Source organism: Parasphingomonas zepuensis, assembly GCF_036663735.1.
Classification (GTDB): domain Bacteria; phylum Pseudomonadota; class Alphaproteobacteria; order Sphingomonadales; family Sphingomonadaceae; genus Sphingomonas.
In genome coordinates this window covers 549,782-573,109 of the sequence record NZ_JAXOJO010000002.1, presented here as the reverse complement: position 1 = coordinate 573,109, position 23,328 = coordinate 549,782, and the positions used below count along the sequence as shown (strand labels likewise).

At 64.9% G+C, this 23,328-nt stretch carries 18 protein-coding genes and 1 tRNA gene; 14 read left to right on the top strand and 5 right to left on the bottom strand.

The window, feature by feature from the left end; genetic code table 11:
* Positions 1-27: 27 nt before the first annotated feature.
* Positions 28-360 (bottom strand): DUF6481 family protein, encoded by a 333-nt coding sequence (locus U1769_RS09025; RefSeq protein ID WP_332714875.1) that lies wholly within the window; start codon positions 358-360, stop codon positions 28-30.
* A gap of 161 nt (positions 361-521) precedes the next feature.
* Between U1769_RS09025 and U1769_RS09020 the strand changes: the two genes are divergently transcribed.
* Positions 522-7,160, top strand: a complete 6,639-nt coding sequence (locus tag U1769_RS09020) for an FG-GAP-like repeat-containing protein (protein WP_332714873.1) — start codon at positions 522-524, stop codon at positions 7,158-7,160.
* Positions 7,161-7,197: 37 nt separating this feature from the next.
* Positions 7,198-7,350 (top strand): hypothetical protein, encoded by a 153-nt coding sequence (locus U1769_RS09015; RefSeq protein WP_332714872.1) that lies wholly within the window; start codon positions 7,198-7,200, stop codon positions 7,348-7,350.
* Positions 7,351-7,423: 73 nt separating this feature from the next.
* Here the strand turns inward: U1769_RS09015 and U1769_RS09010 are convergent, their stop codons facing one another.
* Entirely contained in the window at positions 7,424-8,368 is a 945-nt protein-coding gene (locus U1769_RS09010; protein ID WP_332714870.1) for a hypothetical protein, read from the bottom strand.
* A 513-nt stretch (positions 8,369-8,881) separates the two neighbouring features.
* On the opposite strand from U1769_RS09010, the gene U1769_RS09005 reads away from it, so the two are divergent.
* On the top strand, positions 8,882-9,172 hold the full coding sequence (locus U1769_RS09005) for a hypothetical protein (protein ID WP_332714868.1): 291 nt from the start codon (positions 8,882-8,884) through the stop codon (positions 9,170-9,172).
* Here U1769_RS09005 and U1769_RS09000 read toward each other — a convergent pair.
* A complete protein-coding gene (locus U1769_RS09000) occupies positions 9,155-9,754 on the bottom strand; it encodes a GAF domain-containing protein (protein WP_332714866.1) in 600 nt (199 codons plus the stop codon). The two genes, U1769_RS09005 and U1769_RS09000, sit on opposite strands and share 18 nt — an antisense overlap.
* An 11-nt stretch (positions 9,755-9,765) precedes the next feature.
* Entirely contained in the window at positions 9,766-9,990 is a 225-nt protein-coding gene (locus tag U1769_RS08995) for a hypothetical protein (RefSeq protein ID WP_332714865.1), read from the bottom strand.
* Between the two features lie 134 nt (positions 9,991-10,124).
* On the opposite strand from U1769_RS08995, the gene U1769_RS08990 reads away from it, so the two are divergent.
* The 4 genes from U1769_RS08990 (at position 10,125) to U1769_RS08975 (ending at position 16,419) form a co-directional block, all read left to right on the top strand.
* Entirely contained in the window at positions 10,125-11,501 is a 1,377-nt protein-coding gene (locus tag U1769_RS08990; protein WP_332714863.1) for a molybdopterin-dependent oxidoreductase, read from the top strand.
* A gap of 358 nt (positions 11,502-11,859) precedes the next feature.
* A complete protein-coding gene (locus U1769_RS08985) occupies positions 11,860-11,997 on the top strand; it encodes a hypothetical protein (protein WP_332714861.1) in 138 nt (45 codons plus the stop codon).
* 37 nt (positions 11,998-12,034) lie between these two features.
* Positions 12,035-14,929, top strand: a complete 2,895-nt coding sequence (locus tag U1769_RS08980) for a M16 family metallopeptidase (protein ID WP_332714859.1) — start codon at positions 12,035-12,037, stop codon at positions 14,927-14,929.
* Complete coding sequence (locus U1769_RS08975) at positions 14,926-16,419, top strand: tetratricopeptide repeat protein (protein ID WP_332714857.1); 1,494 nt, start codon at positions 14,926-14,928, stop codon at positions 16,417-16,419. Before U1769_RS08980 ends, U1769_RS08975 begins: the two co-directional genes overlap by 4 nt.
* A gap of 242 nt (positions 16,420-16,661) precedes the next feature.
* Here U1769_RS08975 and U1769_RS08970 read toward each other — a convergent pair.
* A tRNA-Ser gene (locus U1769_RS08970) sits at positions 16,662-16,751 on the bottom strand.
* 160 nt (positions 16,752-16,911) lie between these two features.
* On the opposite strand from U1769_RS08970, the gene hspQ reads away from it, so the two are divergent.
* From hspQ to obgE, 7 genes are all read left to right on the top strand, one after another.
* Positions 16,912-17,292: a heat shock protein HspQ gene (hspQ, locus tag U1769_RS08965; RefSeq protein ID WP_332714855.1), complete on the top strand. Its 381-nt coding sequence runs from the start codon at positions 16,912-16,914 to the stop codon at positions 17,290-17,292.
* Positions 17,293-17,407: 115 nt separating this feature from the next.
* Positions 17,408-17,785: a 50S ribosomal protein L21 gene (rplU, locus tag U1769_RS08960; RefSeq protein ID WP_332714853.1), complete on the top strand. Its 378-nt coding sequence runs from the start codon at positions 17,408-17,410 to the stop codon at positions 17,783-17,785.
* Between the two features lie 12 nt (positions 17,786-17,797).
* Positions 17,798-18,067 (top strand): 50S ribosomal protein L27, encoded by a 270-nt coding sequence (gene rpmA, locus U1769_RS08955; RefSeq protein ID WP_332714851.1) that lies wholly within the window; start codon positions 17,798-17,800, stop codon positions 18,065-18,067.
* A gap of 173 nt (positions 18,068-18,240) precedes the next feature.
* The gene (locus U1769_RS08950; protein ID WP_332714850.1) at positions 18,241-18,786 is read left to right on the top strand and encodes a GNAT family N-acetyltransferase; all 546 of its coding nucleotides are present in this window, start codon (positions 18,241-18,243) and stop codon (positions 18,784-18,786) included.
* 174 nt (positions 18,787-18,960) lie between these two features.
* Positions 18,961-21,465, top strand: coding sequence for a TonB-dependent receptor plug domain-containing protein (locus tag U1769_RS08945; protein WP_332714848.1), 2,505 nt, complete (start codon positions 18,961-18,963; stop codon positions 21,463-21,465).
* Between the two features lie 183 nt (positions 21,466-21,648).
* Complete coding sequence (locus tag U1769_RS08940) at positions 21,649-22,233, top strand: TetR/AcrR family transcriptional regulator (RefSeq protein ID WP_332714847.1); 585 nt, start codon at positions 21,649-21,651, stop codon at positions 22,231-22,233.
* A 47-nt stretch (positions 22,234-22,280) separates the two neighbouring features.
* Positions 22,281-23,327 (top strand): GTPase ObgE, encoded by a 1,047-nt coding sequence (obgE, locus tag U1769_RS08935; protein WP_332714846.1) that lies wholly within the window; start codon positions 22,281-22,283, stop codon positions 23,325-23,327.
* Position 23,328 lies beyond the last annotated feature (1 nt).

Here is a 23,328-nt window from a genome sequence, read left to right as displayed (position 1 = left end):
CAGGGCTGCCGGGCTCGGCTGGCCCGGTTATTTGCGCTTCTTGCGGGCGGCGTAGCGGGCGTCGCGCGCTGCCTTCTTCTCGGCTTCGGTCAGCTCGGCGCGGACCACGAGCTGCTCGGCTTCGGCCTTGGCGGCCTCTGCCTTGGCGATCTTGTCGAGCCTCGCCTGCTCGATCGCGGCCTTTTTGTCGGCGCGCTTCTGGGCCTCGGCGACTTCCTTTGCAGCACGAGCGGCAGCGCGCTCGGCGGAAACGGCCGGGTCGATCGGGGGCTTTGCTTTCAGTTTCTCGAGAGCAGCCTGCTTGGCCTGCGCGGAAAGCGCGGCGCGGTCCTTGAAGGTGGGTTCTTTATACGATGCCATCGGGGCCCCTTAGAGCGTTTTCGCCCGGGAGGAAATGCCGGAGAAGGGGAGATTATATGGCACTATCAGTGCCAGCAATTTCCGTGACGGATTCTATTTAATTGGTTATACGCGGGCGTGTAAATCCGCGGGGGCGGACGGAAAATTGGGGGGACAGGTCGATGGCAACGCCAGTATCGGACGATATCGATGCGGTGGGCATGGAAGATGGAATCATCTTCGTCACCCTGACTGCCTATGACCAGGAAGACGGCGATTCGATCCCCCCGATCTTCCGCCTGGACGACCTGCCGGCCAATGGCACGCTCACCGATTTCCTGGGCAATCCCGTCAGCGTGGGCGCGGATTACGTCGCCGACTATTTCGACGCAGACACGGGTCTCTGGACGCTCGTGCTCTATTTCACGCCCAACCTCGACTGGAGCGGCGCCACCGATTTCCATTATGTCGCGGTCGACAGCGAATCGGAGGTCTCCACCCCCTCAACGGCAACGATCACGGCGGATCCCATCGCCGACGCGCCACTGATCGACGTCAACATCAACGACCAGCCTGACGTGCTCGGTCCGGCCCTCAATGTGACGGGCACCTCCTCCCTTGAGAATGGGCCGGTCGTAACCGCGCTGGATGGCGGGCGGACGCTGGTCGTCTGGCAGCAAGGGCTGTTTCCTGGCAGCGTCAGCGCCCGGATTTACGACGCCAATGGCGCGCCGGAGGGCGCAGCGTTCGCCGTCACCGCCAGCGGCGGCGCCAACGAGATTCAGCCCACCGCGGCCGGCCGGGCCGATGGCAGCTTCGCGATCGCCTGGGTCGTCGATGGCGGATCGACCGGCGGCGGCGATATCGTCACTGCCTTCTACGCGGCCGGCAGCACGACGCCTGCCCTGACCGTGACCACGGCGGCGAGCACCACCGCGCGCGAGGCAGATCCGACCGTGACGGCGGTCGGCGACGGCTTCGTCGTGACCTGGGCAGTGGAGAATGGCGGCGGCGCCGACATCTATGCCCAGCGGTACGGCGCCGACGGCAGCGTCTATGGCGGCCCCTTCCTGATCGTGGCCAATGCCGATCCCGGCTTCGGTTCCGGATCGAGCTTCGATCCCCCCGCCCACCATGTCACCGCGCTGGGCGACGATGGCGCCTTCGTCGTTACAGCCCAGAGCGGCGGGATGATCGTCGCCACGCGAGTCGACGAGAACGACATCCCCGGGACGCAGATTCCCGCAAATGCGAGCGGCGGAGAATTGCCGGTCGTGGCGGGCCTGACGAGCGGCAATTTCGTGGTGGCGTGGCACCAGGACGACGGCTTCGGCAACGACGAACTGCATGTCGCAGTGTTCGCCGGGGACGGCACGCCCGTGGTCTCCGACTTCACGCCGCTCAACCTCTCCTCTTCGTCCGAATTCTCGATCGATGTCGCCGCGCTGCCCGATGGCCGCTTCGTCATCGCCTGGATCGGCAACAACGGCGTCGATGGCACCAACGACATCTTCACTCAGGTCTTCTCGGGAGACGGAACGCCGGCGGCGGGTGGCGCGGTGAACGTCAGCAACACCGGCCTGAACGGTTCGAGCAATCCGATCCAGGAAGTGCAGCCGACGATCATCGTTAATGCCGATGGCACCTTCACGGTCGGCTGGCTGCAGTTGAGCGCAGCCGGTGGGACCGCCCAGGACCTGTTCATCCGTCACTTCGATCCGACACCGGAGTTTATCCATGTCCGGGCCGGCGATACGGTCGAGCTGCCGACCACGATAACCCTCGCCGATCTCGACGGATCGGAGATGCTGAACGAGGTGACGATCGGCCAGCTTCCCGAAAACTTCACGCTATCGGCGGGGCATCGCCTGGACAGCGGCGATCCCACCAGCGCCTGGGTGATCGATCGCGGCGATCCGAACGATGCAGCCTTTCTCGATGCGCTGGCCGCCGGCACAGCGCACTTGACCGTGACGGCCGCCCCTGATTTCAGCGGAGGACTCCAGCTGGAACTCTATGCGTCAAGCGTCGAGATCGGCGACCCGTCGTCCGTCGGGGGCTCGAGCACCTACAGCATTCTGCTCGACATCATGCCAGCAGTCGACGCGATCGACGACGTGCTTGCCGCCACCGAAGACACCCCGATCGTTTTCACCGCTGCCGACATTCTGGGCAATGACGGTGTCGCGAGCAACGAGACCCTGGTGATCGACAGCGTCAGCGCCTGGGCGGGGGGCACGGCGGTGCTCAACGCGGATGGCAGCGTCACCTTCACCCCGGACGCCGATTTCAACGGCACCGCCTATTTCGACTATGTCACGAGCAACGGCGCCGGGATCACCGATACCGCCACCGTCACCGTCGCCGTCTCGGCGGTGAACGACGCGCCCGTGCTCGACCTCGACGTTTTCGAACCCGGCAACGACGCAGTCGCAACCTATTATGAGGGCGACCCGCTGATGAGCCTGGCGCCCTTCACGACCCTGACCGATGACAATATCAGCTATGATGGCGCCACCCTGACCATCTCGATCACCAATAACGGCTCCGCCGACGACCAGCTTACCGTGATCGATATCGGCTCCGGCCCGGGCGAAATCAGCTTGTCGGGCACCGCCCTCAGCTATGAGGGCGTCGTCGTCGGGACCCTCAGCGGCGGCGATAACGGCCAGCCGCTGGTCGTGACCTTCAACGCCGACGCCTGCCAGTGCGCGGTCGACGCGACGATCCGGAACATCGCTTTCTGGACCATCTCCGACACTCCCACGACCGACCAGCGCACGCTGGAATTCAGTCTGATCGACGGTGGCGGCACCGCTCTCGGCGGATCCGACACGGGCAGCGCGCAGATCGTGCTCGACATCGTCGCAGTCAACGACGCGCCGACCGCGACCGCGCCGCTCACCGATTATGCCGCGACCGAACAGGTCGCGCTCGACCTGAAGGACACCGGGCTTTCCGTCGCCGACCCCGATGCCGGGACCGGCGAGGTGACGGTAGTGCTGGGCGTCGATTACGGCGTGCTGCACATCGAGGCGGGCGGCACCAGCGTCGTCGTCACCGACAATGACAGCTGGGCAGTGACGCTGACCGGCACGATCGACGAGATCAACGCCCTGCTCGGCAGCGACGCCAGCAGCGTCGTAACCTATACCGCCGACGACGATTTCCCACCATCAAGCGCCACGCTGACGCTCGACATATATGACGGCGGCAACAGCGGCGACGGCGGCGAACAGAGCGGCGGGACGACCGCCAATATCGTCATCACCGCGGTGAACGACGCGCCCGAGCTCGATCTCGATTATTTCGCCGCCGGCAACGACGCCGTCGCCACCTTCACGGAAGGCGACGGGCCGATCTATCTCGCCTTCGATGCGGCCTTCGACGACGACAATGAAGATTGGGATGGCGCGACGATGACCATCGCGATCGCCGGCGCGACCGCGGGCGATCAGCTGACGATCGAGGATATCGGCACCGGTTCCGGCGAACTGGGCGTCGACGGATCGAACATCACCTATGAAGGCGAGATTGTCGGCACGTGGAGCGGCGGCGTCAACGGTGCGCCGCTGGTCGTCACCTTCAATGCCGATGCCTGCGCCTGCGCGATCGAGCTGCTTGCGGGCAGCATCCTCTACGAGAATATCGACGACCTGACCGCCGCCAGCACGCGCGACGTGTCCTTCACCTTCGTCGACGGCGCGGAGACCGCGAGCGCGACCGTCGCACTCGACGTACTTCCCTTTGCCGGGATCCTGACCGGCCCGGACGTCACCGGCGACGAGGACACGGCGATCGCGCTGACCGGCATCGTCGTCGACGGCGTCGCGGCCGATCCGGCGACCAGCCTGGTGACCGTCACCCTGCAGGTGGCGCATGGCACGCTCGACATCCGTACCGACGTCGTAGGCGGTATCGACTCCAGCGCCATCACCGCCGGCGCCGACGGCTCGGCCTCCATCACGCTCACTGCGACGCAGGACCAGATCAACGCGACGCTCGCGGCAACGAATGGCCTGACCTATCTCGGCGATCAGGACTATAACGGGCCGGACGAGCTGGACATCTCTGCGAATACCGCCAGCTCAGGCGGGGGCATCGCCTTTTCCTCCTTCCCACCCCTTATCCTTGGCACGTCGCCATCGGCGGTCGGCCTTTTCGATCTCGACGGAGATTCATCCGCCGAGCTGGTGATCGGACTGGATGGCGGCATTGCCGTGGTCGGCGGTGCGATCGGCGGCGGCTTTGGCATACCGGCGGGCGCACCCAGTGTCTTCGCCTTTGGCGATTTCGATGGCGACGGCCTGACCGATATCGGCTTTGCCAGCTATGATACGGACGGGACCGGCGACGGCTATGTCGGTTATGTTTCCTCGCTCACCGGCGATACCGAAGTCATTTCCGCGGTCCCTTATGCCTTTGATCTGCAGGTCGCCGATCTGAACGGCGACGGCCTGACCGATCTGGTCGTCACCGATGCCAATAATGGCCGTGTCGGCGTCATCCTGCAGAGCGCGCCCGGTGTCTTCCAGCCGCCGGCTTATGCCACCATAACCGGCCAGATCGTCAGCTCGGTCGCGATCGGCGACGTCAATGGCGACGGGCGCCTCGACCTTGTTACGGGCAGTGTCGGCACCTCGCCCGGGTCGAGCTCGCCGGGTTCAGTCAATGTCCTGCTCGGCAATGGCGACGGCACCTTCGGATCAGCTACTCAAGTGTTGACCGGCGCCGCCCATGTCACCGATCTGGTCGTCGCCGATTTCAACGGCGACGGCGAACTCGACATTGCCTTTTCCTCGCTCGCCGATCTGTCCGACCCGAGTTCGATCAGCGGGGTCCAGGTCGCGCTCGGCAATGGCGACGGCACCTTCGCCGCGGCTGTTGGTTATACCACCACCACAGACGGCGTCCCCTACCAGATCGTGGCGGGCGACCTGAATGGAGACGGTTTCATCGACCTGGTCGTGACCAACGGGAACGATCCGGGCACGATCTCGATCCTGGCCGGCAATGGCGACGGCACGTTCCAGGCACCGATCGATCTGGCCAGCGGTGCGCAACCCATCGGCATCGCCCTGGGCGATCCCGATGGTGACGGCGACCTGGACATCGTGGTCGCCAACGTGACGGACGGCACGATCAGCGGATACAACAACGACAGCGTCGGAGGCGGCACGGGCGTTACTGCGGTGGTGGGCATTACGGTCGACCCGGTCGATGATGCCGCGGTAGCGACCGACGACACAGGCTTCAGCCTGTTGGAAAACGCGACCGTCATCGTCGACGTGCTGGCCAACGACACCGATATCGACAGCCCCAGTGTAGCGCTGGCGACGGTCAACGGCGCAACGCTGGTCAACCCGGGCGATTTCACCACGCTGACATCGGGGGCGCGCGTGTCGCTCAACAGCGACGGCACGCTGACCTATGATCCGCATGGCGCGTTCAACGGGCTGATCGACATTGCGACCGCGGCCGCGACCGGCGCGGTCAACACCAGCGCCACCGACAGCTTCACCTACACCCTGGACGGTGGTGGCACGGGCACGGTCTCGGTGACGATCAACGGCGTGGCCTCCACCGGCGACCGGCTGGGCGGCGGCGCGGGCAACGATGCCATCGCCGCGCGGTCCACCGCCGACATCTACATGCTTCAGGACGGCGGCACCGACAGCGTGTCCGGCGGCGGCGGCAGCGACGGCTTCTATTTCGGTGCCGAGCTGGATTCGACCGACAGCGTCGATGGCGGCGTCGGGGATGACGATCAGGTCGGCTTGCAGGGCGATTACAGCGGCCCGAACGCGCTGACCTTCGGGGCTAACAACCTGGGCGGCATCGAGACGCTGGTGATCTTCTCGGGCAGCACGACGAGCTTCGGCGACACGAGCGGCAACCAGTATAGTTACGATCTGACCACGATCGACGCCAATGTCGCGGCGGGCAAGACGCTGACGGTCAACGCCAATTTGTTGCAGGCCGGCGAGAACCTGACCTTCAACGGCGCGGCGGAAACCGATGGCTCCTTCCTCATCTATGGCGGCCAGGGCGAGGACGACCTGACGGGCGGCCAGGGCAGCGACGCGTTCTTCTTCGGCGATGACGGGCGCTTCTCTGCCGCCGACCGGGTCGACGGCCAGGGCGGCAGCGACGATCAGCTGGGGCTGCGGGGCGATTATTCGGCCGGGGTCACCTTCCTTGCGACGACGATGACCAACATCGAGACGCTGGTGCTGTTGTCGGCGACCGATGCGCGCTTCGCGGCGCCGGGAACCTCGTTCGACTATGATGTCACGCTCGACGACGCCAATGTCGGCGCCGGTCAGGTCCTGACCATCTCGGCCAATTCGCTGAAGGCGGGTGAGGATGTGACGTTCGACGGCTCGGACGAAAGCGACGGTTCGTTCCGCTTCATGATGGGCGCCGGCGACGACACGCTGACCGGCGGCGCGAATGCCGATAACTTCTGGGGCAGGCTCGGCCAGGATGTGATGACCGGCGGCGGTGGCAACGACACCTTCTATTTCCGGGCAATCACCGAATCGACGACAGGCGCGATGGACCAGATCACCGATTTCAATGCGGGCGATCATATCGACCTCTCGGTGATCGATGCCAGCACCGCCGCCGGGGGCAACAATGGTTTTTCCTATATCGGCGGCGGCGCGTTCAACCATGTCGCGGGCGAGTTGCGGGTCTCGGGCTCGGGCACCAGCTGGACGGTCGAGGGCGATGTAGACGGAGACGGCATCGCCGATTTCGCCATCGCGGTAACGACACTGGGTGTATACAGCTTCACCGGGACGGATTTTGTTCTATGAATTACGGGTCATTCAAGTTTTGCAGGGAAAAACGCGCATGAAGCAGGTCGATAAGCCATCGCGGATTCAGCCCGCATCGGCACCGAAACTCCCGTGGGTCACCCCGCGGATCGCGAAAATGAAGGCCGGCGACGCTGAAAACAGCTTCGATCCAATCATTCCCGACGGTGCGCTCAGCTTCGGTTCCTGATCTGCCCGGTCCGGCGATGACCGCGCTCTTCGTGCGGCATCTGCCGGGTCTGGTCGCCGCGGCCTGACCAGGATTATGCTGGGTCCCCGTGGAGATGCGCCTCGACCGCGGCGATCGTGTCCGGGAGCAGCGCCGGATCCCATGGCCGTTCGAGCTCGAAGACCGGCACTCGGGCGGTGAGCGTCCTGCAGTCCGTCCAGTGCCGCCGCGTCTCCCCGAGCGGAGCGACATAGCGACCGCGATAGGTATGCGCGAGCACCGCGTTCAGCGCCTCGGCTCCCCGCAACCGCCTGATCCCGACCTGCCCGCCCCCCCCGACCTGCCCTTCCCGATCGTCGCCGGCCCGTTTCAGGACGTAGATCGCACCCAGCGCAGCCGGCGCGTCATGCCGCCGGGCCGGGACATAATATTTTTCCCGCCCATCCAGCGCCCGCTCGAAATCGCGCACGTTGCGGCCGGAGCGTTCTACCGCATCGTGCCACAGGCGCATCTGGGGAACGCCGGCCTGGGCGATCGCGCTCCCGGCACCATCGAGTCCGATCACGCATACGTCGTCGGACAGAAGGGGATAGCCGCGATCGTGCAGCAACGCCGCGAGCGTCGATTTGCCCGCGCCCGAGGCCCCTGCAAACGCCACCGCTCGGCCGCCGATCACGATGGCGTTGGCGTGCAGCGGCAGCAATCCGCGCTGATGCAGCAACGCGCCGAACGCCGAGCCGAGCAGGAACAGACGCATATTGCGCGACGACACGCCGTCCGCCGGATCGACGAGAATACGGCATCCCCGTTCGATCCGGTAACGGCCGATCTGCGGCACCCACAGCAGCGCACCATCCGCCGTCACGCTCAGGTCACTCGCGCCCGGCGCCGTGGCGCTGAGGTCGCGATAGGCGATGTCGACGTCGAAGGCGCCAGGATCGACCGGATTGAGCTCGGGAAGCTCGATCTCGGACCGAACGGTCAGGCCGAACACGGTATAATGAAGGTATCGGGCCGCCAGTGCCGGGGGGTCATCCATCGTCGTCAGGAGTTCCGCTGATCTGCCGCTACGCATCGCCCGGGCCATACCCGCATGCCGCCCCGCCATGCCATCGTCCGACAATGCTGTCGCGCAAAAGCGACCGGCAGCTATTCGTGCATCGACCGCGCCGCATCAAGAACGCAGCGACTACCTTACTGTAAAACAGCAACTTATACCGATGGAATTCTGTAGGATACGGAACGCTACCGATTTTTATAGTTGATGATCTGCCGCGATCAAGATAAGATTCCTCTCCAGGACCAATAACATCAAGAATCTTACAAAAATGGTCCGGTAATTTACCGTAACGGACAGCGGTCGGGCGCTATCCGGGGGGTATATAGAATTTTCGGGGGAAAGTGGCCTGTCCGGCTGCGGATCGTATCCGCGGCCCTCGGCAAGCGCTTGCAACTCGTTACCCGTTGTTAGGTAAACGTTAACCAAGCTGGGCCAGTTGAGAGCTACGGATGGAACTGAGGTCGCATACTTCCGGTACTTAGGAGTCTGGCGATGCTGTTCGTTAAGGATATTGACTGGCCGAACTCACCGGAGCTTCATGCCTTGATGGGCGTGCTTCTGGAATGTTGGCCAGCGCCGATGACGCTTACCTCCGAAAATGTCGGTCTGGACGGTCGCCAGGATTCAAATCAGAATTTTCTGCGCACCGTGCAGGCGCTCAGCGATGCCGGACTTCTTCAATATGAAGCGTTGCTGGTCGGCGCGACCCGTGGGCCCGAAGTCGTCGATGCGCTGCTCACCGCGCGCGGCCGTGCTGCATTCGGGTTACGCGCCGGCGGTTGATGCCTGCCCCACATATCTGGCCGCCGCCGTTCGCCATTCGACCATTTCGATGATGACGTCCCCCAGCCGACGCAACAGCGTAACCTCCTCGGCGCTCGCGTCGCGTTGCGCACGGTCGAGGATGACGACCTTACCGAGATCGACGCCGTCGCTCTGCAAGGGAACACAGGCGTAGAATACGAAACCATGGTCCTGCGCGACCATCGGGTTCGACAGCCGCCGCAGATCGGCGGGCGCCGGCAACGGATCGATGCCGCCGTGGCGAATGGCGATCGAGGTGCCAAGGACGGACCGATCGGCCCGGTGATGCCAGATGCCATGCCCATCAATTAGCTCGATCATCGCAACGTCGGCATGCAATGCGACCGCGGCAAGATGCGCGACACGGTCGAAGCTGCCGTCGCCCGGGGCGGCCAGTAGACCCGCAGGCGTGGCGGATGACCGCAAGGATGAAGCCCTTTCCCCGTCTGCCACCCTGTGCTCCCCCTTGGCGCCATCGCCGCATGTAGCGGCCGAATCTTTCGCGGCGATTAAAGGACAGTAGAGCATCCCGCCGGTTGTGCGGACAATCGACGTTTGCACCGAAGTGACATTTATCGGCCGACGGCTGAAGGCAAGATTTCGAACTCAGGGCGTAACCTATTGCCTCCGCGCAGTTCTCGGCCGATCATGAAATTCGCGATATCACGAACTACCGTGATATTTTCCGATGTAATTGCCCGCGCGAATTCGACTGTGCCAAGATTGCCGCGGGTATTGGCCTTCCACTGCGCAAAATAGAGCGTCTTGGCACAAGCAAAGGTTTTAGCCTGATCCACGCCGATCGCCCTTGCGACCCGGTTCAGAATATGGTGCGGGCGAGGATGATCGTGGCTCCTGCAGACCGACCTAGCACCCCGGTGGCGGGCATCGAAAGGGCGGCCTGCGGGCCTGGTTGGGAAGGCAATGAGTGATGGATGGGCTGGGAGCGATGGATAGGCTGGATTTCCTGCTTGCGTCCCGCCTGGCCCGCCGCCGGTTGCTGGCGCTGGGCGGCCTGGCCGGCGGCAGCGCGGTGGCGGCCGCAGCGACTCCGTCCAGCGTGCGGCTCGTGCTGAACCGGGGCGTTGAAAACCGGGCTCTCGCCACGGATTTTCCGCAGAAGAAGGCGATGATCGTCCAGCGCAACCGGCCGCCCCTGCTTGAAACGCCGATGGCGGTATTCGATCGCGGCGTCTTCACCCCCAATGACCAATTCTATGTGCGCTGGCACTGGGGTGATATCCCGCTTGAAGTGGACGCAACTGCCTTTCGCCTGGACATCACGGGTGAGGTGGGTCGGCCGATTTCGCTCGGCCTCAACGAATTGCTGCGCATGCCGCGCCTGTCCTACGCCGCCGTCAACCAATGTTCGGGCAATTCGCGCGCCTTTTTCGAACCGCGCGTGCCCGGCGCGCAATGGGCGCATGGCGCGATGGGCAATGCAATGTGGGAGGGCGTCAGCCTGCGTGCGGTGCTTGATCGGGCCGGCGTCCGTCCCGGGGCGGGCGCGGTCCGCTTCGGCGGCCTGGATCGACCGCTGACCGATGTCGATCCGTTCGAGAAATCGCTGGCGCTGGACCATGCGCGTGACGGCGAGGTGATGATCGCCTTTGCCATGAACGGCGAACAGCTGCCGATGCTGAACGGCTTCCCGCTCCGGCTGGTCGTGCCCGGCTGGTATTCCACCTATTGGGTGAAGGCACTCAACCGGATCGAGGTCCTCGCCGGGCCGGATGAGAATTACTGGATGGCGAAGGCCTATAAGGTGCCAACCGCCGCCGACGCCAATGTCGAGCCCGGGGCAAAGGATTTCCCCCACCGCACCGATCAGCACGATGGTGCCGCGATCATGGATCACGTCAGTGGCCAGCGGGGCCTCGCTGCCGTTCCGCCCGCAGTTGCCGGTGCGCGGCATCGCAATGGGCGGGGACTGCGGCGTCAGGCAGATCGACATATCGAGCGATGGCGGCCAGACATGGGTCGACGCGCCACTCGGGCCGGACCAGGGGCGCCATGGCTTTCGCCAGTTCGGCGCCACCCTGCCGGTTCCGGCACGGGGTCCCCTGACATTGCTCAGCCGCTGTACCAACACCGCCGGGCGAACCCAGGCGATGATCCCCAACTGGAATCCCGGCGGCTATATGCGCGGTTGCGTGGAGACGATTCATGTCACCCTGGCCTGAACGGACGAAGCACCTCGCTGGCCTGGCCGCAGCATTCCTGCTGGCAGGCTGCAGCTCCCTTGCGACGCCTGGCCCCGATCGGGACAGGCGGGCATTCCATGGGCCTTTGCGCACCACCAGCATAACCCTTCCGGCCGACGAGGCCCGGTTCACTGGTCCCGGCGCGGACATGCTCGAGCGCAATTGCCTCGCTTGCCATTCCGCGACGATGATATACCACCAACCCAGGCTGACCGCCACCCAGTGGCGGGATGTCGTGCGAAAGATGCAGAATGCTTATCGCGCACCGATCGCAGACGAGGACGTACCCGAAATCGTGGAGCGTCTTGCCGCGCTGAGGTGACATTACGCTCAGTTGGCAGATAACCGCGCGACTGCTCCCGGTCCTGCTCGACCCGAAGATGCTGCCTGGCCCAGGACACGACCCGGTAGGATCGTAGAACGACTCCGCCGACTCGCCGCCTTGGACTGCCGGGCTTTGCCGTGGCTGGCCTGCTGGGACGCCGCGCCCGCCGCCTGAACCATTTCTGGACAGTGTCGAACCTCGATCCAAGCCACGCGCAGATCGGCTGCATTCCGCTGATCGTCGCTGACCGCGCACCGCGTCGCTGGCGTGACTGAAACGCTCCGGCTAGGCTGGCGGGAATCGGGGGTAAATGTGGCGATCGGGAATCGGATAATCGGCGCCGGCCTTGTGCTGGCCCTTGGTGGCGCGGGTGTCGCGATCGCGCAGGACAAGCCATCGGCGGATGCGATCCCGGTTCGCCGTACCGTCCTTGCCGATCCGGCGATCCGGTCCGGCGTGTTGCCGAACGGCATGCGCTACTTCGTCATGCGAGCGACGCTTCCAGCCAGTGGGCTTTCGCTGCGCCTGGGCATCGACACCGGCAGCTTCGAGGAAGGGGAAACGGAGCGCGGCTACGCGCATCTGGTCGAGCATATGGCGTTTCGCGCGACCCGGTCCGCGCCGGACGGCGGACTCGATCGTCGCTTCGCGCCACTCGGCGTCGCGTTCGGCCGCGACCAGAATGCCCAGACCACGGTTTTCGCCACCACTTACAAGCTTGATTTCGCGAAGGCGGACGACAAGGCGGCGGACGAGGGCTTTCGCTGGTTGCGCGACGTCGCCGACGGCGTCATTTTCCCGGCTCCCGCGGTCATGCTCGAACGCAATGTCGTGCTGGCTGAGCGCCAATCGCGCGAAAGCGACGAGACCAGGGCGAGCGAAGCGGTGGGTCGCTTCAATACGCCGGAGATGCGCGCGATCAACCGGCTTCCCGGCGGCACGCCCGAGGCGCTGGCGGCGGCCACGCCGGACAGGTTGCATGCCTTCTACGATCGCTGGTACCGGCCCGACCACGCCGTGCTGGTGGCCGTTGGCGACCAGCCCGTCGAGGCGCTGGAGGCGAGAATCAAGGCGAGCTTCTCGACCTGGCAAGGAAAGGGCGACCGGCCGGAGCGGGCGCCTTTCGGCAAGGTCGATCTCGGCCGCGGACTAGACGCCTTCTCGACGGTCGCCCCGGGCATGCCGACGATCGTGTCGGCATGCCGGGTACGGCCGCCCATGCCGCGCGACGCCAGCGAGATCGACCGCACGACGCGAGCGGCGCGTGATGGCATCTGGCAGGCCATCCTGGCGGACCGGTTCAAGTCGCTGGTCAATGCCGGCGGCAGTGGTCTTGTCGGGGCCGCTGTCGTCGATACCAGCCAGCGCGAATATACCGGCACCTGTCTGATCGTGATGCCCTCCGCCGGGAAATGGGAAAAAGGGCTCGCGGCCGCGCAGGCCGAGCTTCGCCGTTTCGCGAAGGACGGGCCGACCGAACGGGAGCTGGAGGTTGAGCTGGAGGCCGGCCGCGGGGCGTTGCGTGGCGCCATCTCCCTTACCGAAGGCCGGTTGGGGCCATCGCTGGCCGACACTATCGTCGACCGCGCGCTGGATCGGCGCCCCACGCCATCACCGCGGGAAGCGATGCACGCCTATGATGTGGCCGTCGAGGATCTGGACCCCGCCGGCGTCAAGGCGTCCTTTGGCGAAGCATGGTCGGGTAACGGCCCTCTGGTGACGCTTGTGACGTCGAAGCCGGTCGAGCGGGAGGCCGTTCGCGCCGCATGGGTTGTCGGGGACAAGGGAACCGCGCTGGCCGCCTTCAGCGATCGCGAGAAACACGACTGGACCTATACCGATTTCGGAACGGCGGGCGCCGTCGTCCAGCGCGAAGAGATCAAGGTTCCCGGCTTCGTCCGCCTGCGCTTCGCCAACGGCGCGATCCTGAACTTCAGACGATCGGCGCTGGAGAAGAATGAGGTCGAACTCAGGGTACGGTTCGGCGCTGGAAGGCGTGAAATCCCCAACAAGGATCTGTTCGCGGCGAACCTGGCCTCAGGCCTGCTGTCGGCCGGCGGCCTCGGGCGCCTGTCTGCGGAGGACATGGCGGCGAGCCTGCGCGGCGTAGGCTGGGATTTGACGCTTCAGCTGAGAAACGAGGCCTTCGTTCTCGCCAGCTCGACGACCAGAGCGAATCTGCAAACCCAGTTGCAAGTGTACGCCGCCTTCATGACCGATCCCGGCTTTCGTCCCACTATCGACGAACGGCTTCCCGATGCCGTCGATTTGATGGCGCGCATGTATCGCAGCAATCCCGGCGCGGTTCTGGCCGATGCCTTTGTCACGGCCGTCGATCCCGACAATCCGGAGGTGATGCCGCCACGCGCGACGATGGATGCGTGGCGCACTGCCGATTTCGCACGACTGCTGAAGCCGGCCCTGGTTTCGGCGCCCGTCGAATTGACCATTGTCGGCGATCTGGAAGAGGCGACCGCGATCAGGCTGGTCGCGGATACCTTCGGTGCGCTGCCGCCACGGCAGACGGCGAACCGCGCGCTTCCCGATTCGCACTTCCTGCGGGTCGCCGATCGACCCGTGCCGCTCATCCGCGCCACCCATGAAGGCCCGGCGGATCGCGCGGTGGCGCGCCTTGTCTGGCCGCTTTACGTCGCGACGCCCGAACGCCGGGCAGAGGAATATGCCCTGAAACTGACAGCGGCGGTGTTCGACACGGAATTGCGACAGCGCATCCGGATTGATCTTGGCAAAAGCTATGCGCCTCAGGTGCTGACGCAGATGCCCGACTTTGCCGATCAGGGTGTTCTCATGGCGCAGATCGAGGGAAGCCCGACCGATCTGGACAGCCTTGTGGCGGAAGCGAGAATCGTCGCGCGGAAGATCGCATCGGGCAGCATCACGGCCGAGGCGCTGGAAGCCGCGCGCCGGCCGATGTTGGCCCAGATGGCATCGCTGCGCGGCCGCAACATCTGGTGGGCAGGAGCGCTTGACGGATCCGCGGGGAATCCAGCGTTCATCAGGGAGGCGATCGACTTCGAGCCGCTGATGTCGTCCATCACGCTCGACCAGGTGAAGGCGGCAGCGTCCAGGTGGCTCGCTCCGGCCCCCATCGTGGCGATCGCCAAGCCGGCTAACGGTGCGCCTCCGAACGCCCAGGCACCGACGGTGGATCGGGCGCGCAAAGGCAGCAAGGGAGGCGAGCGATGAAATATCGGGCGGTTCTGGCGGTCGCCATTGCGCTTGCCACGCCGGTCGCGGGGGCGGCCGAGGATGCGTCCGCGCTCGTGGCTCAGGCGATTGCGCAACTGGGCTCGAATCCCAAGGCGGCATTGCGCGACAGCGACAGGGCGCTGCGGCTCGACCCGTCGGTAAAGGGCGGCCAGCTGGCGCATGCGCAAGCGCTGGAGGCGCTCGGTCGCGATGCGGACGCCGGCGCCGCCTATCGCGCTGCGCTGGCGGCCAGCCCCGACGATCGCACCGCCGCGCTCGGCGTCGCGCGAACGGCACGGAAGACCGGCGATTCGCAAGCCGCACTGGCGATTCTCAACACGCTGTTGGGCTCTGGCGAGGACCATGACGCGCGGTTCGAGCGCGCGCTGGTCTTCGGTCGGCTCGGCCAGTCCGACAAGGCTCTGGCCGATTATTCCGCGGTCATCCAGGCTCAGCCGTCTCTTGGCGCGTTGTACAATCGCGGCTGGATCCTTGCCGACCGCAAGGAGAATGCAAAGGCGCTCGCGGATTTCGAGCAGGCGCATGCGCTACGCCCGAACGATGTCGACACGCTGAACTCGATCGGCAGCATGCTCATCCGGCTCGACCGGCATGAGGAGGCGCTGGTGCGGTTCGATGCGGCGCTCGCGATCGACGGCAGAAATGCGGAGGCGTTGTTCGGCCGCGCCGACGCCAATTACAATCTGGGACGCTGGCGGGCCGCGGCGACGGCTTATCACGCGCGGGCCGCGTTGCCCAAGCCACTCGATGCGCTGGTGCTGGAGGCGAAATCGCTGAGTCAGGCCGGCGACTCCAAGGCCGCGATGGCTGCCTATGATCGCGCGATCCGCCTGGATCGGCAATCGACGGCTGCCCTCACGGGCCGCGCCGCATTGTTCGAGGCGAATGGAGACACGGCGAAGGCCGTCGCGGATTACGGGCGGGCGATCGCGGCCACGCCGACGGAGGCGAGCTTTCGCGTCCAGCGGGCCTTTGCCTTGCGTACGAGTCAACCCGCCGCGGCGCGGGCCGACATCGATGCGGCGCTCAAGCTCGATCCCAAATCGACCTATGCGTTGAATGCGCTCGGCCTGATCCAGCACGATGCCGCTGAATATGACGAGGCGATCGCGGCGTTCGACAAGGCTCTGGCCCTCGAGCCCGATTATGAAGCCGCCTATTATAATCGCGGCAATGCCTATGCCGCGCAGGGGCGTCAGGATCGGGCGATCCGCGACTATAATGCGTCGCTCAGATTGTCGCCGCGCGATCCGGTCACGCTGAACGCCAAGGGCGAGGCCTATCGTCAGGTCGACGACTATCCACGCGCCATCGAGGAGTTCGACGTGGCCATCGAAGGCGATCCGGAGCTCGCGCTCGCCTATTGGCGCCGCGCTGAAGCGCGCGAAGCGCTGGGCGATCTGGATGCTGCCAAATCCGACCGTGCGCGCGCGGTTGAACTCGACCCGGACCTTGCCGATTCCTGACCTGGTTAGTCCTTCGGAACCGCGTTGAACCGCACGGATCCTTGCATCGGTGAGCAAAGTTTGCCTCCAGAAAAAAGTACCACGTTTTTCGACCGCCGATACCACGTTTGAGTCCCCGAACTTCGCCGGAAGGACACGAACGGATACGGACGGCCGCGGCCGAACTGATCGGCTAAGCGTCGGTTTTCAGGAGGAAAAAGTCGATATCTGTGACCCGGTACGGACCCCAGTGGAGGGGACCGTGGCGGAGAGGGTGGGATTCGAACCCACGGTACCCGTGAGGGCACAACGGTTTTCGAGACCGTCCCAATCGACCACTCTGGCACCTCTCCGCAGAGGTCTTTGCAAGCAACCCAGGCCTGTGAAAAGCGAGGGTGCCGGTCGAAGAGCGCGCGCCTCTAACGCAATCCCATCGACCGCACAAGCATCCCCGTCACGATCCCTGCCGTATCACTGCTTGTGCAGCGCAAAACAGTCATTAGATTGGAAACCATGCCCCGCGCCCATATCCCAGCCCATCCGTTCGACGCAGCGATTCCCCTGCCCGCGATATCCCATGCGCGCTTTGCGATCGGCGATATCGTGCGCCACCGTATGTTCGATTTCCGCGGCGTGATTTTCGACGTGGACCCGATCTTCGCCAACAGCGCTGAATGGTATGATGCGATTCCGGAGAATATCCGGCCGCGCAAGGACCAGCCCTTCTACCATCTGCTCGCCGAGAACATGGAATCGAGCTATGTCGCCTATGTCAGCCAGCAGAATCTGATCGCCGACGATACCGACGAACCGGTCGACCATCCGGCGATCTCGGACCTGTTCACTGATTTCGCCGACGGTCGTTACCAGCTGCGCCGCGAGCACAAGCACTAACGCCCGTATTTGTCCGCAGCGGTGGTTGACAGAATCGCCTGTCTCCCTTAGCTGCGCCCCTTCTCCCGCCGGGCTTGCCTGCGCGGGCATATGCATTTTGAAAGTGATGAGGGCCATGTTCGCAATCGTGCGCACAGGCGGCAAGCAGTATCGCGTTGCCGCCGGAGACAAGATCGTCGTCGAGAAGCTCGACGGTGAAGCAGGAGCGTCGATCACGCTCGCTGACGTTCTGCTGGCGGGCGAAGGCTCGGAGCTGAAGTCGGTTGAGGGACTGACCGTCTCCGCCGAGATCATCGCGCAGGCGAAGGCCGACAAGGTCATCATCTTCAAGAAGAAGCGTCGCCACAATTATCGCCGCAAGAACGGCCATCGCCAGCAGCACACGATCCTGAAGATCACCGCGATCGGTGCTCAGGAGAAGAAGGCCAAGGCAAAGAAGGCCGATGCGGCCCCCGCAGCTGCTGAGGGCGAAGCCCCGGCCGCCCAGGCGTAAGGAGTAGTATAGATGGCACATAAGAAAGCAGGCGGCTCCTCGCGCAACGGTCGCGATTCGGCCGGCCGTCGCCTCGGCGTGAAGAAGTTCGGCGGCGAAGTCGTCGTTCCGGGCAACATCCTGGTGCGTCAGCGCGGCACGAAATTCTATCCGGGCACCAATGTCGGCATGGGCAAGGATCATACCCTGTTCGCGCTCGTCGATGGCCGCGTTTCCTTCAAGGAAGGCAAGCTTGGTCGCAAGTTCTGCTCGGTAGACATTATGGCGGCCGCGGCCGAATAACACGGGTAACCGATCGGGTTGCCCACTTGGGCGACCCGGGTTTCCGTCAGGAAACCGCAAAAAGGGAGACGGGTCGCCCCGGTCTCCCTTTTTTCATGCTCCCTCCCCACCCATTGTCGCCTTCACGTCATCCCGGCGTGCGAGCGGCGATGCGACCGATGAGGAGAGTATCGATGTTCGCTCGGACGGCAAGATTGACGCTGCGCCCCGGCTGGCCGGAGGACGCACCGGCGCTGACTCAGGCGATCGCGCATGAAGCGGTCGTCGCCAATCTGGCCCGCGCGCCCTGGCCCTATACGCTGGACGATGCCGAGGAATTCCTCGCTCAGCCGCGTGCGGCCGACACGCCCCGTTTCGTGATCCTCAGCCATGAGGCGGAGTACCCGCGGCTCATTGGCACGATCGGCGCGTGGTGGGACGAAGACGCGTGGGAGTTCGGCTATTGGCTGACTCCCTCCGCCTGGGGCCGCGGTTATGCGACCGAGGCGGGGCAGATCGTGCTGCAGATGGTCCGCCACGCGCTCGGCGTGAAGCATATCCGCGCCGGTCACTTTCTCGACAACCCTGCCTCCGGCCGCGTGCTGACCAAGCTCGGCTTCCGGCCGACCGGCGCGGTCGTGCCGCGCCACTCCCGCGCTCGCGGCACTGCTGTGCCCTGCGCGCTGTTCGAGCTCGATCTCGACGAAGGCCGAATGGGCGACGTGAAGATGGCAGCATGAACCGGTCGCCCTTTCCCGCGGGGAGGGCGACCGTCATTTCGGGGCTGACTTTAATCCCCCAAATCTTTTCTTCACTTCAATTCCCATCCAATAAGTAGATTAACGAGAACCCGATCCGACCATGACCGTTGGCCAGGCCGCGCGGATCACTAAATATATAAAAGGGTTCCAGAAATGACGTCACGATCCGCCCTGGCAATCGCCGCATCGACCATCGCGCTCGCCCACGCGCCCTTGGCTACAGCGCAGGAAGCGCCGCAATCCGCTCCGCTCGCCGAGGCTGGCGCGGCGGCAGAGAGTCAGGACGATATCGTCGTCACCGGCACTCGCACCGCCGGCCGTTCGCGCTTCGACAGCGCGGCACCAGTGGACGTGCTGTCAGCCACCACCTTGCAGCGCCAGGGCACGACTGAATTGGGCGCCGCACTTTCCGCCGTAGTGCCGTCGATCGACTTCCCGCGTTCGTCCGCTGTGGACGGTACCGACTCGATTCGTCCCGCCACGCTCCGCGGCCTGTCGCCGGATCAGACGCTGGTGCTGATCAACGGCGTCCGCGCTCATACGTCTGCGTTGCTCAACACCAACGGCTCGGTCGGGCGCGGCTCGGCTGCGGTCGATCTCAACACCATTCCGTCAGTCGCGCTCGAGCGCATCGAGGTGCTGCGCGATGGCGCCGCAGCGCAATATGGCTCCGATGCGATCGCCGGCGTGGTCAATCTGCGCCTGCGCGAAGCCCGCAGCGGCGGCGGCGCGACGGCCACCTATGGCCAGTACATCACCGACGTGCAGACCGCGCGCGGCCAACGTAACGAGCATGACGGCGAGACCGTCACCGTTTCCGGCTGGCAGGGTTTCGCCCTGGGATCGCAGGGCTTTCTGACGCTGTCCGCCGAATATCTGAACCGCAACGCTACAAGCCGCGGCGATTTCGATCCACGCAAGACCCCGATCCGGGTGCGCTCGCGGTTCGGCGATCCGGAGGTGGAGCAGTACAGCATCTATGCCAATGCCGGCTATGGCCTGGGCGACAGCGGCTGGGAGCTTTACGGCTTTGGCGGCTACCAGCACCGCGACAGCACCAGCGCGGCCACGCCGCGGATCAATGGCGGCACCGACAACAATCTCAGCGCCGCCGCCCTCGCCGCCCTCTATCCCGACGGCTTTACGCCGCTGATCAACGTCAAGTCGGAGGACGTGACGCTCACCGAAGGCTTGCGGGGTGAAGTGTCCGGCTGGAAGGTCGATCTCAACCTGTCCTACGGCCGGAACAAGCTGAGTTTCTACACGCGCAATTCCGGCAACGCGACCTACGGCGCCAGCTCCCAGCGGGAATTCTATGACGGCAGCCTGACCTACGACCAGATCGTCACTGGTCTCGACGTTTCAAAGGAACTGCCGCTCGGCGAGGGCACGATCAACATTGCCACGGGCGCGGAATATCGCCGCGAAGGTTTCCAGATCGGGGCCGGCGAGCCGGCGTCCTATGACCGCAACCCGAGCCTCCCGACGCCGGCGCCGTCGACATTGGGATCGGGCGCTCAGGGCTTTCCGGGCTTCCAGCCATCGAACCGGGTCGACGTGCACCGTTCGAACGTCTCCGGCTACCTCGATATCGAGGCCAAGCCGGTCGAGGCGCTGACTGTTGGCGCTGCAGTCCGCGGCGAAAGCTACTCCGATTTCGGCGAGACCGTGAACGGCAAGTTCAGCGCCCGCTATGAATTCGCGCCCTGGATCGCGGTCCGCGGCACTGCCTCAACCGGCTTCCGCGCGCCTTCGTTGCAACAGCAATATTTCACCTCCACTGCATCGGTACTGACGACGGTAACGCTTCCCACGGTCCCTCCGACAAGCACGAACGTCATCGTCGAAACCGGCCTGTTCCCTTCGATCAGCGCGGTCGGTACGGCGCTCGGCGGCAAGCCGCTGCGGCCGGAAAAGGCCACCAACCTCTCGGCCGGCATCGTGCTGCGCTCGGGCGGGTTCGACCTGTCGGTTGACGCCTATCGCATCAAGATTCGCGATCAGATCGCGCTTTCGGAGAATCTCAGCGGTGCGGTCGTCGCGGCTCTGTTGCAGCCCTATGGCGTGACGGCGGGGCGCTTCTTCCTCAACGGCATCCGCTCGACCACCAAGGGTATCGACGTGGTCGCGCATTACCGCGCGGTGACTGACGGCATCGGCACCTTCGACCTGACCGCGGCGGGCAATTTCAACGACATCAAGGTTACGCGCGCGCCCGCGCCGGCGACGATCACCAGCGGCGCGACCAGTGTCACGCTGCCGATCTTCAGCCGGCAGCGCATCATCTCGTTCGAGCAGGGCACGCCGCGCACGAAGGTCGTCGGCACGGTCGACTGGTCGCTCGGCGATCTCGGCGTGACGGCGCGCGGCTCCTATTATGGCGACGTCACTCAGCCGAGCAGCAACGGCTTTGCGGAGGACGACATCCATACCGGGCGCCATACGATCTTCGATCTGGAGGCGCGCTATCAGGTGATCCGCAACGTCAGCCTGGCGGTGGGCGCGAACAACGTGTTCGACACCTATCCCGACTATGTGAAGCTCACCTCGTCGCGCGGAACGACGCTCAACGGCACCGGCCTGGTCGGCTTTCCCTATTATTCGCCGTTCGGCTTCAACGGCCGCTATCTGTACGCCCGGGTCGGCGTGACCTGGTAAACGGCGCGCGGAGGGCCGGCTCACCGGCCCTCCGCTTTCCGGGCCGCATCGCTTCAAGGCAAAAAGCCAATCGCGCTGCGTGGTGATGCAACCGTCAGGAGCAGTTGCTTTCGCTACGGAAACCGCCGAACAGGTCTGTTACAAACCGCTTACAAGCGGGTAACCGGGGCCGTATTTGCACTAGTGTCGATCATTCGAAAACGCCTGAGCCCGGAAGCATCGCGCGACGCCGCGATCGAGGCCGCGCGTGCGCTGCTCGTCGAGGAAGGTCCTCAGGCGGTCACGCTGAAGGCCGTCGCGGCGCGGATCGGCCGCACCCACGCGAATCTTCTCCATCATTTCGGCTCCGCCGCCGATCTGCAGCGCGCGCTGATCAAGCATCTGGCCGATTCCATCACCACGCAGATCGGCGAGGCTGCGAAACGCGCGCGCCAGACCGACCAGAATCCGCGCGAAGTGGTCGACATGACATTCGATGCCTTTGCCCGGGGAGCCGGCGCGATGGCGAGCTGGATGATCCTGACCGGCAACCAGGATGCGCTCGATCCGATCCTCGAGGCGATCCACCGGCTGGTCGACGACCTGGCCGAGGATCATGCGCCCGGCGGCACCTCGATCCATGAAGAAACCCTCCAGCTGGTGCTGACGGCGCTCGGCGATGCGCTGCTCGGCGGGCCGATGGCGAAGGCGCTGGGTCTGCCGCGCGAGAAGGCGCGGGAGCTCGCCGCGAACGCGCTGATGGCGGCACATCGCGCCGAACCGGTGTGATGCAAGCCTAAGCTGGATAAAATCGCGTTTTCCGTTAGAGAGCGGCAATGCATTTTCTAGACCAAGCAAAGATCTTCGTCCGCTCGGGCGCGGGCGGCCCCGGCGCCGTCGCCTTCCGGCGTGAGAAGTTCATCGAATATGGCGGCCCGAACGGCGGCAATGGCGGCAAGGGTGGCGACATCATCTTCGAGGCCGTGGCCGGCCTCAATACGCTGATCGATTTCCGCTACACCCAGCATTTCCGCGCGCCGCGCGGCGCCGGCGGATCGGGCTCGAACATGACCGGCGCTGGCGGCGAGGACCTCATCATCAAGGTCCCCGTCGGCACCCAGATCCTGTCCGAGGACAAGGAGGAAGTGCTTGCCGACTTCACGGTGGCAGGCCAGCGCGAAGTGTTCCTGCGCGGGGGCGATGGCGGCCGCGGCAATGCCAGCTACAAGACATCGACCAACCGCACGCCGCGCCAGCATGGCACCGGCTGGCCCTATGAAGAGGCCTGGGTGTGGTTGCGGCTCAAGCTGCTCGCCGATGCCGGGCTCGTCGGTCTGCCCAATGCCGGCAAATCGACCTTCATCAACGCCGTGACCAACGCCAAGGCCAAGGTCGGCGATTATCCCTTCACCACCGTGCGCCCGCAATTGGGCGTGGTGAGCCGCCACAATCGCGAATTCGTCATCGCCGATATCCCCGGCCTGATCGAAGGCGCAGCCGATGGTGCCGGGATCGGCGACCGCTTCCTCGGCCATATCGAGCGCTGCAAGGTTCTGCTCCACCTGGTCGACGCGACCGAGGAGGATCCGGTCGGCAACTATCGTGTCGTGCGCGGGGAGCTTGAGGCTTACGGCGCCGGGCTGGTCGACAAGCCGCAGGTGATCGGGCTCAACAAGATCGATGCGCTCGAGCCTGCCGAGGTGAAGAAACTCATCACCAAGCTCAAGCGCGCGAGCAAGGCGGAAGTGATGCCGATGTCCGGCGCCGGCGGTGCGGGTATCGAGGCAGTGCTGGATCGCCTGATCGACGCGATCGGCCCTGTCGCGGGCGCGCCCGTGCAGGATGACGGTGCCGAGGACGCAATCGAATGGTCGCCGCTGTGAT

Coding starts and splice junctions, on each gene's coding strand:
- U1769_RS08945 (WP_332714848.1), top strand. CDS start 18,961: ATGACGTCACGATCCGCCCTGGCAATCGCCGCATCGACCATCGCGCTC.
- U1769_RS09010 (WP_332714870.1), bottom strand. CDS start 8,368: ATGGATGACCCCCCGGCACTGGCGGCCCGATACCTTCATTATACCGTG.
- U1769_RS09005 (WP_332714868.1), top strand. CDS start 8,882: ATGCTGTTCGTTAAGGATATTGACTGGCCGAACTCACCGGAGCTTCAT.
- hspQ (WP_332714855.1), top strand. CDS start 16,912: ATGCCCCGCGCCCATATCCCAGCCCATCCGTTCGACGCAGCGATTCCC.
- U1769_RS08950 (WP_332714850.1), top strand. CDS start 18,241: ATGTTCGCTCGGACGGCAAGATTGACGCTGCGCCCCGGCTGGCCGGAG.
- U1769_RS09015 (WP_332714872.1), top strand. CDS start 7,198: ATGAAGCAGGTCGATAAGCCATCGCGGATTCAGCCCGCATCGGCACCG.
- U1769_RS09020 (WP_332714873.1), top strand. CDS start 522: ATGGCAACGCCAGTATCGGACGATATCGATGCGGTGGGCATGGAAGAT.
- U1769_RS08990 (WP_332714863.1), top strand. CDS start 10,125: ATGGATGGGCTGGGAGCGATGGATAGGCTGGATTTCCTGCTTGCGTCC.
- U1769_RS09025 (WP_332714875.1), bottom strand. CDS start 360: ATGGCATCGTATAAAGAACCCACCTTCAAGGACCGCGCCGCGCTTTCC.
- rplU (WP_332714853.1), top strand. CDS start 17,408: ATGTTCGCAATCGTGCGCACAGGCGGCAAGCAGTATCGCGTTGCCGCC.
- obgE (WP_332714846.1), top strand. CDS start 22,281: ATGCATTTTCTAGACCAAGCAAAGATCTTCGTCCGCTCGGGCGCGGGC.
- U1769_RS08975 (WP_332714857.1), top strand. CDS start 14,926: ATGAAATATCGGGCGGTTCTGGCGGTCGCCATTGCGCTTGCCACGCCG.
- rpmA (WP_332714851.1), top strand. CDS start 17,798: ATGGCACATAAGAAAGCAGGCGGCTCCTCGCGCAACGGTCGCGATTCG.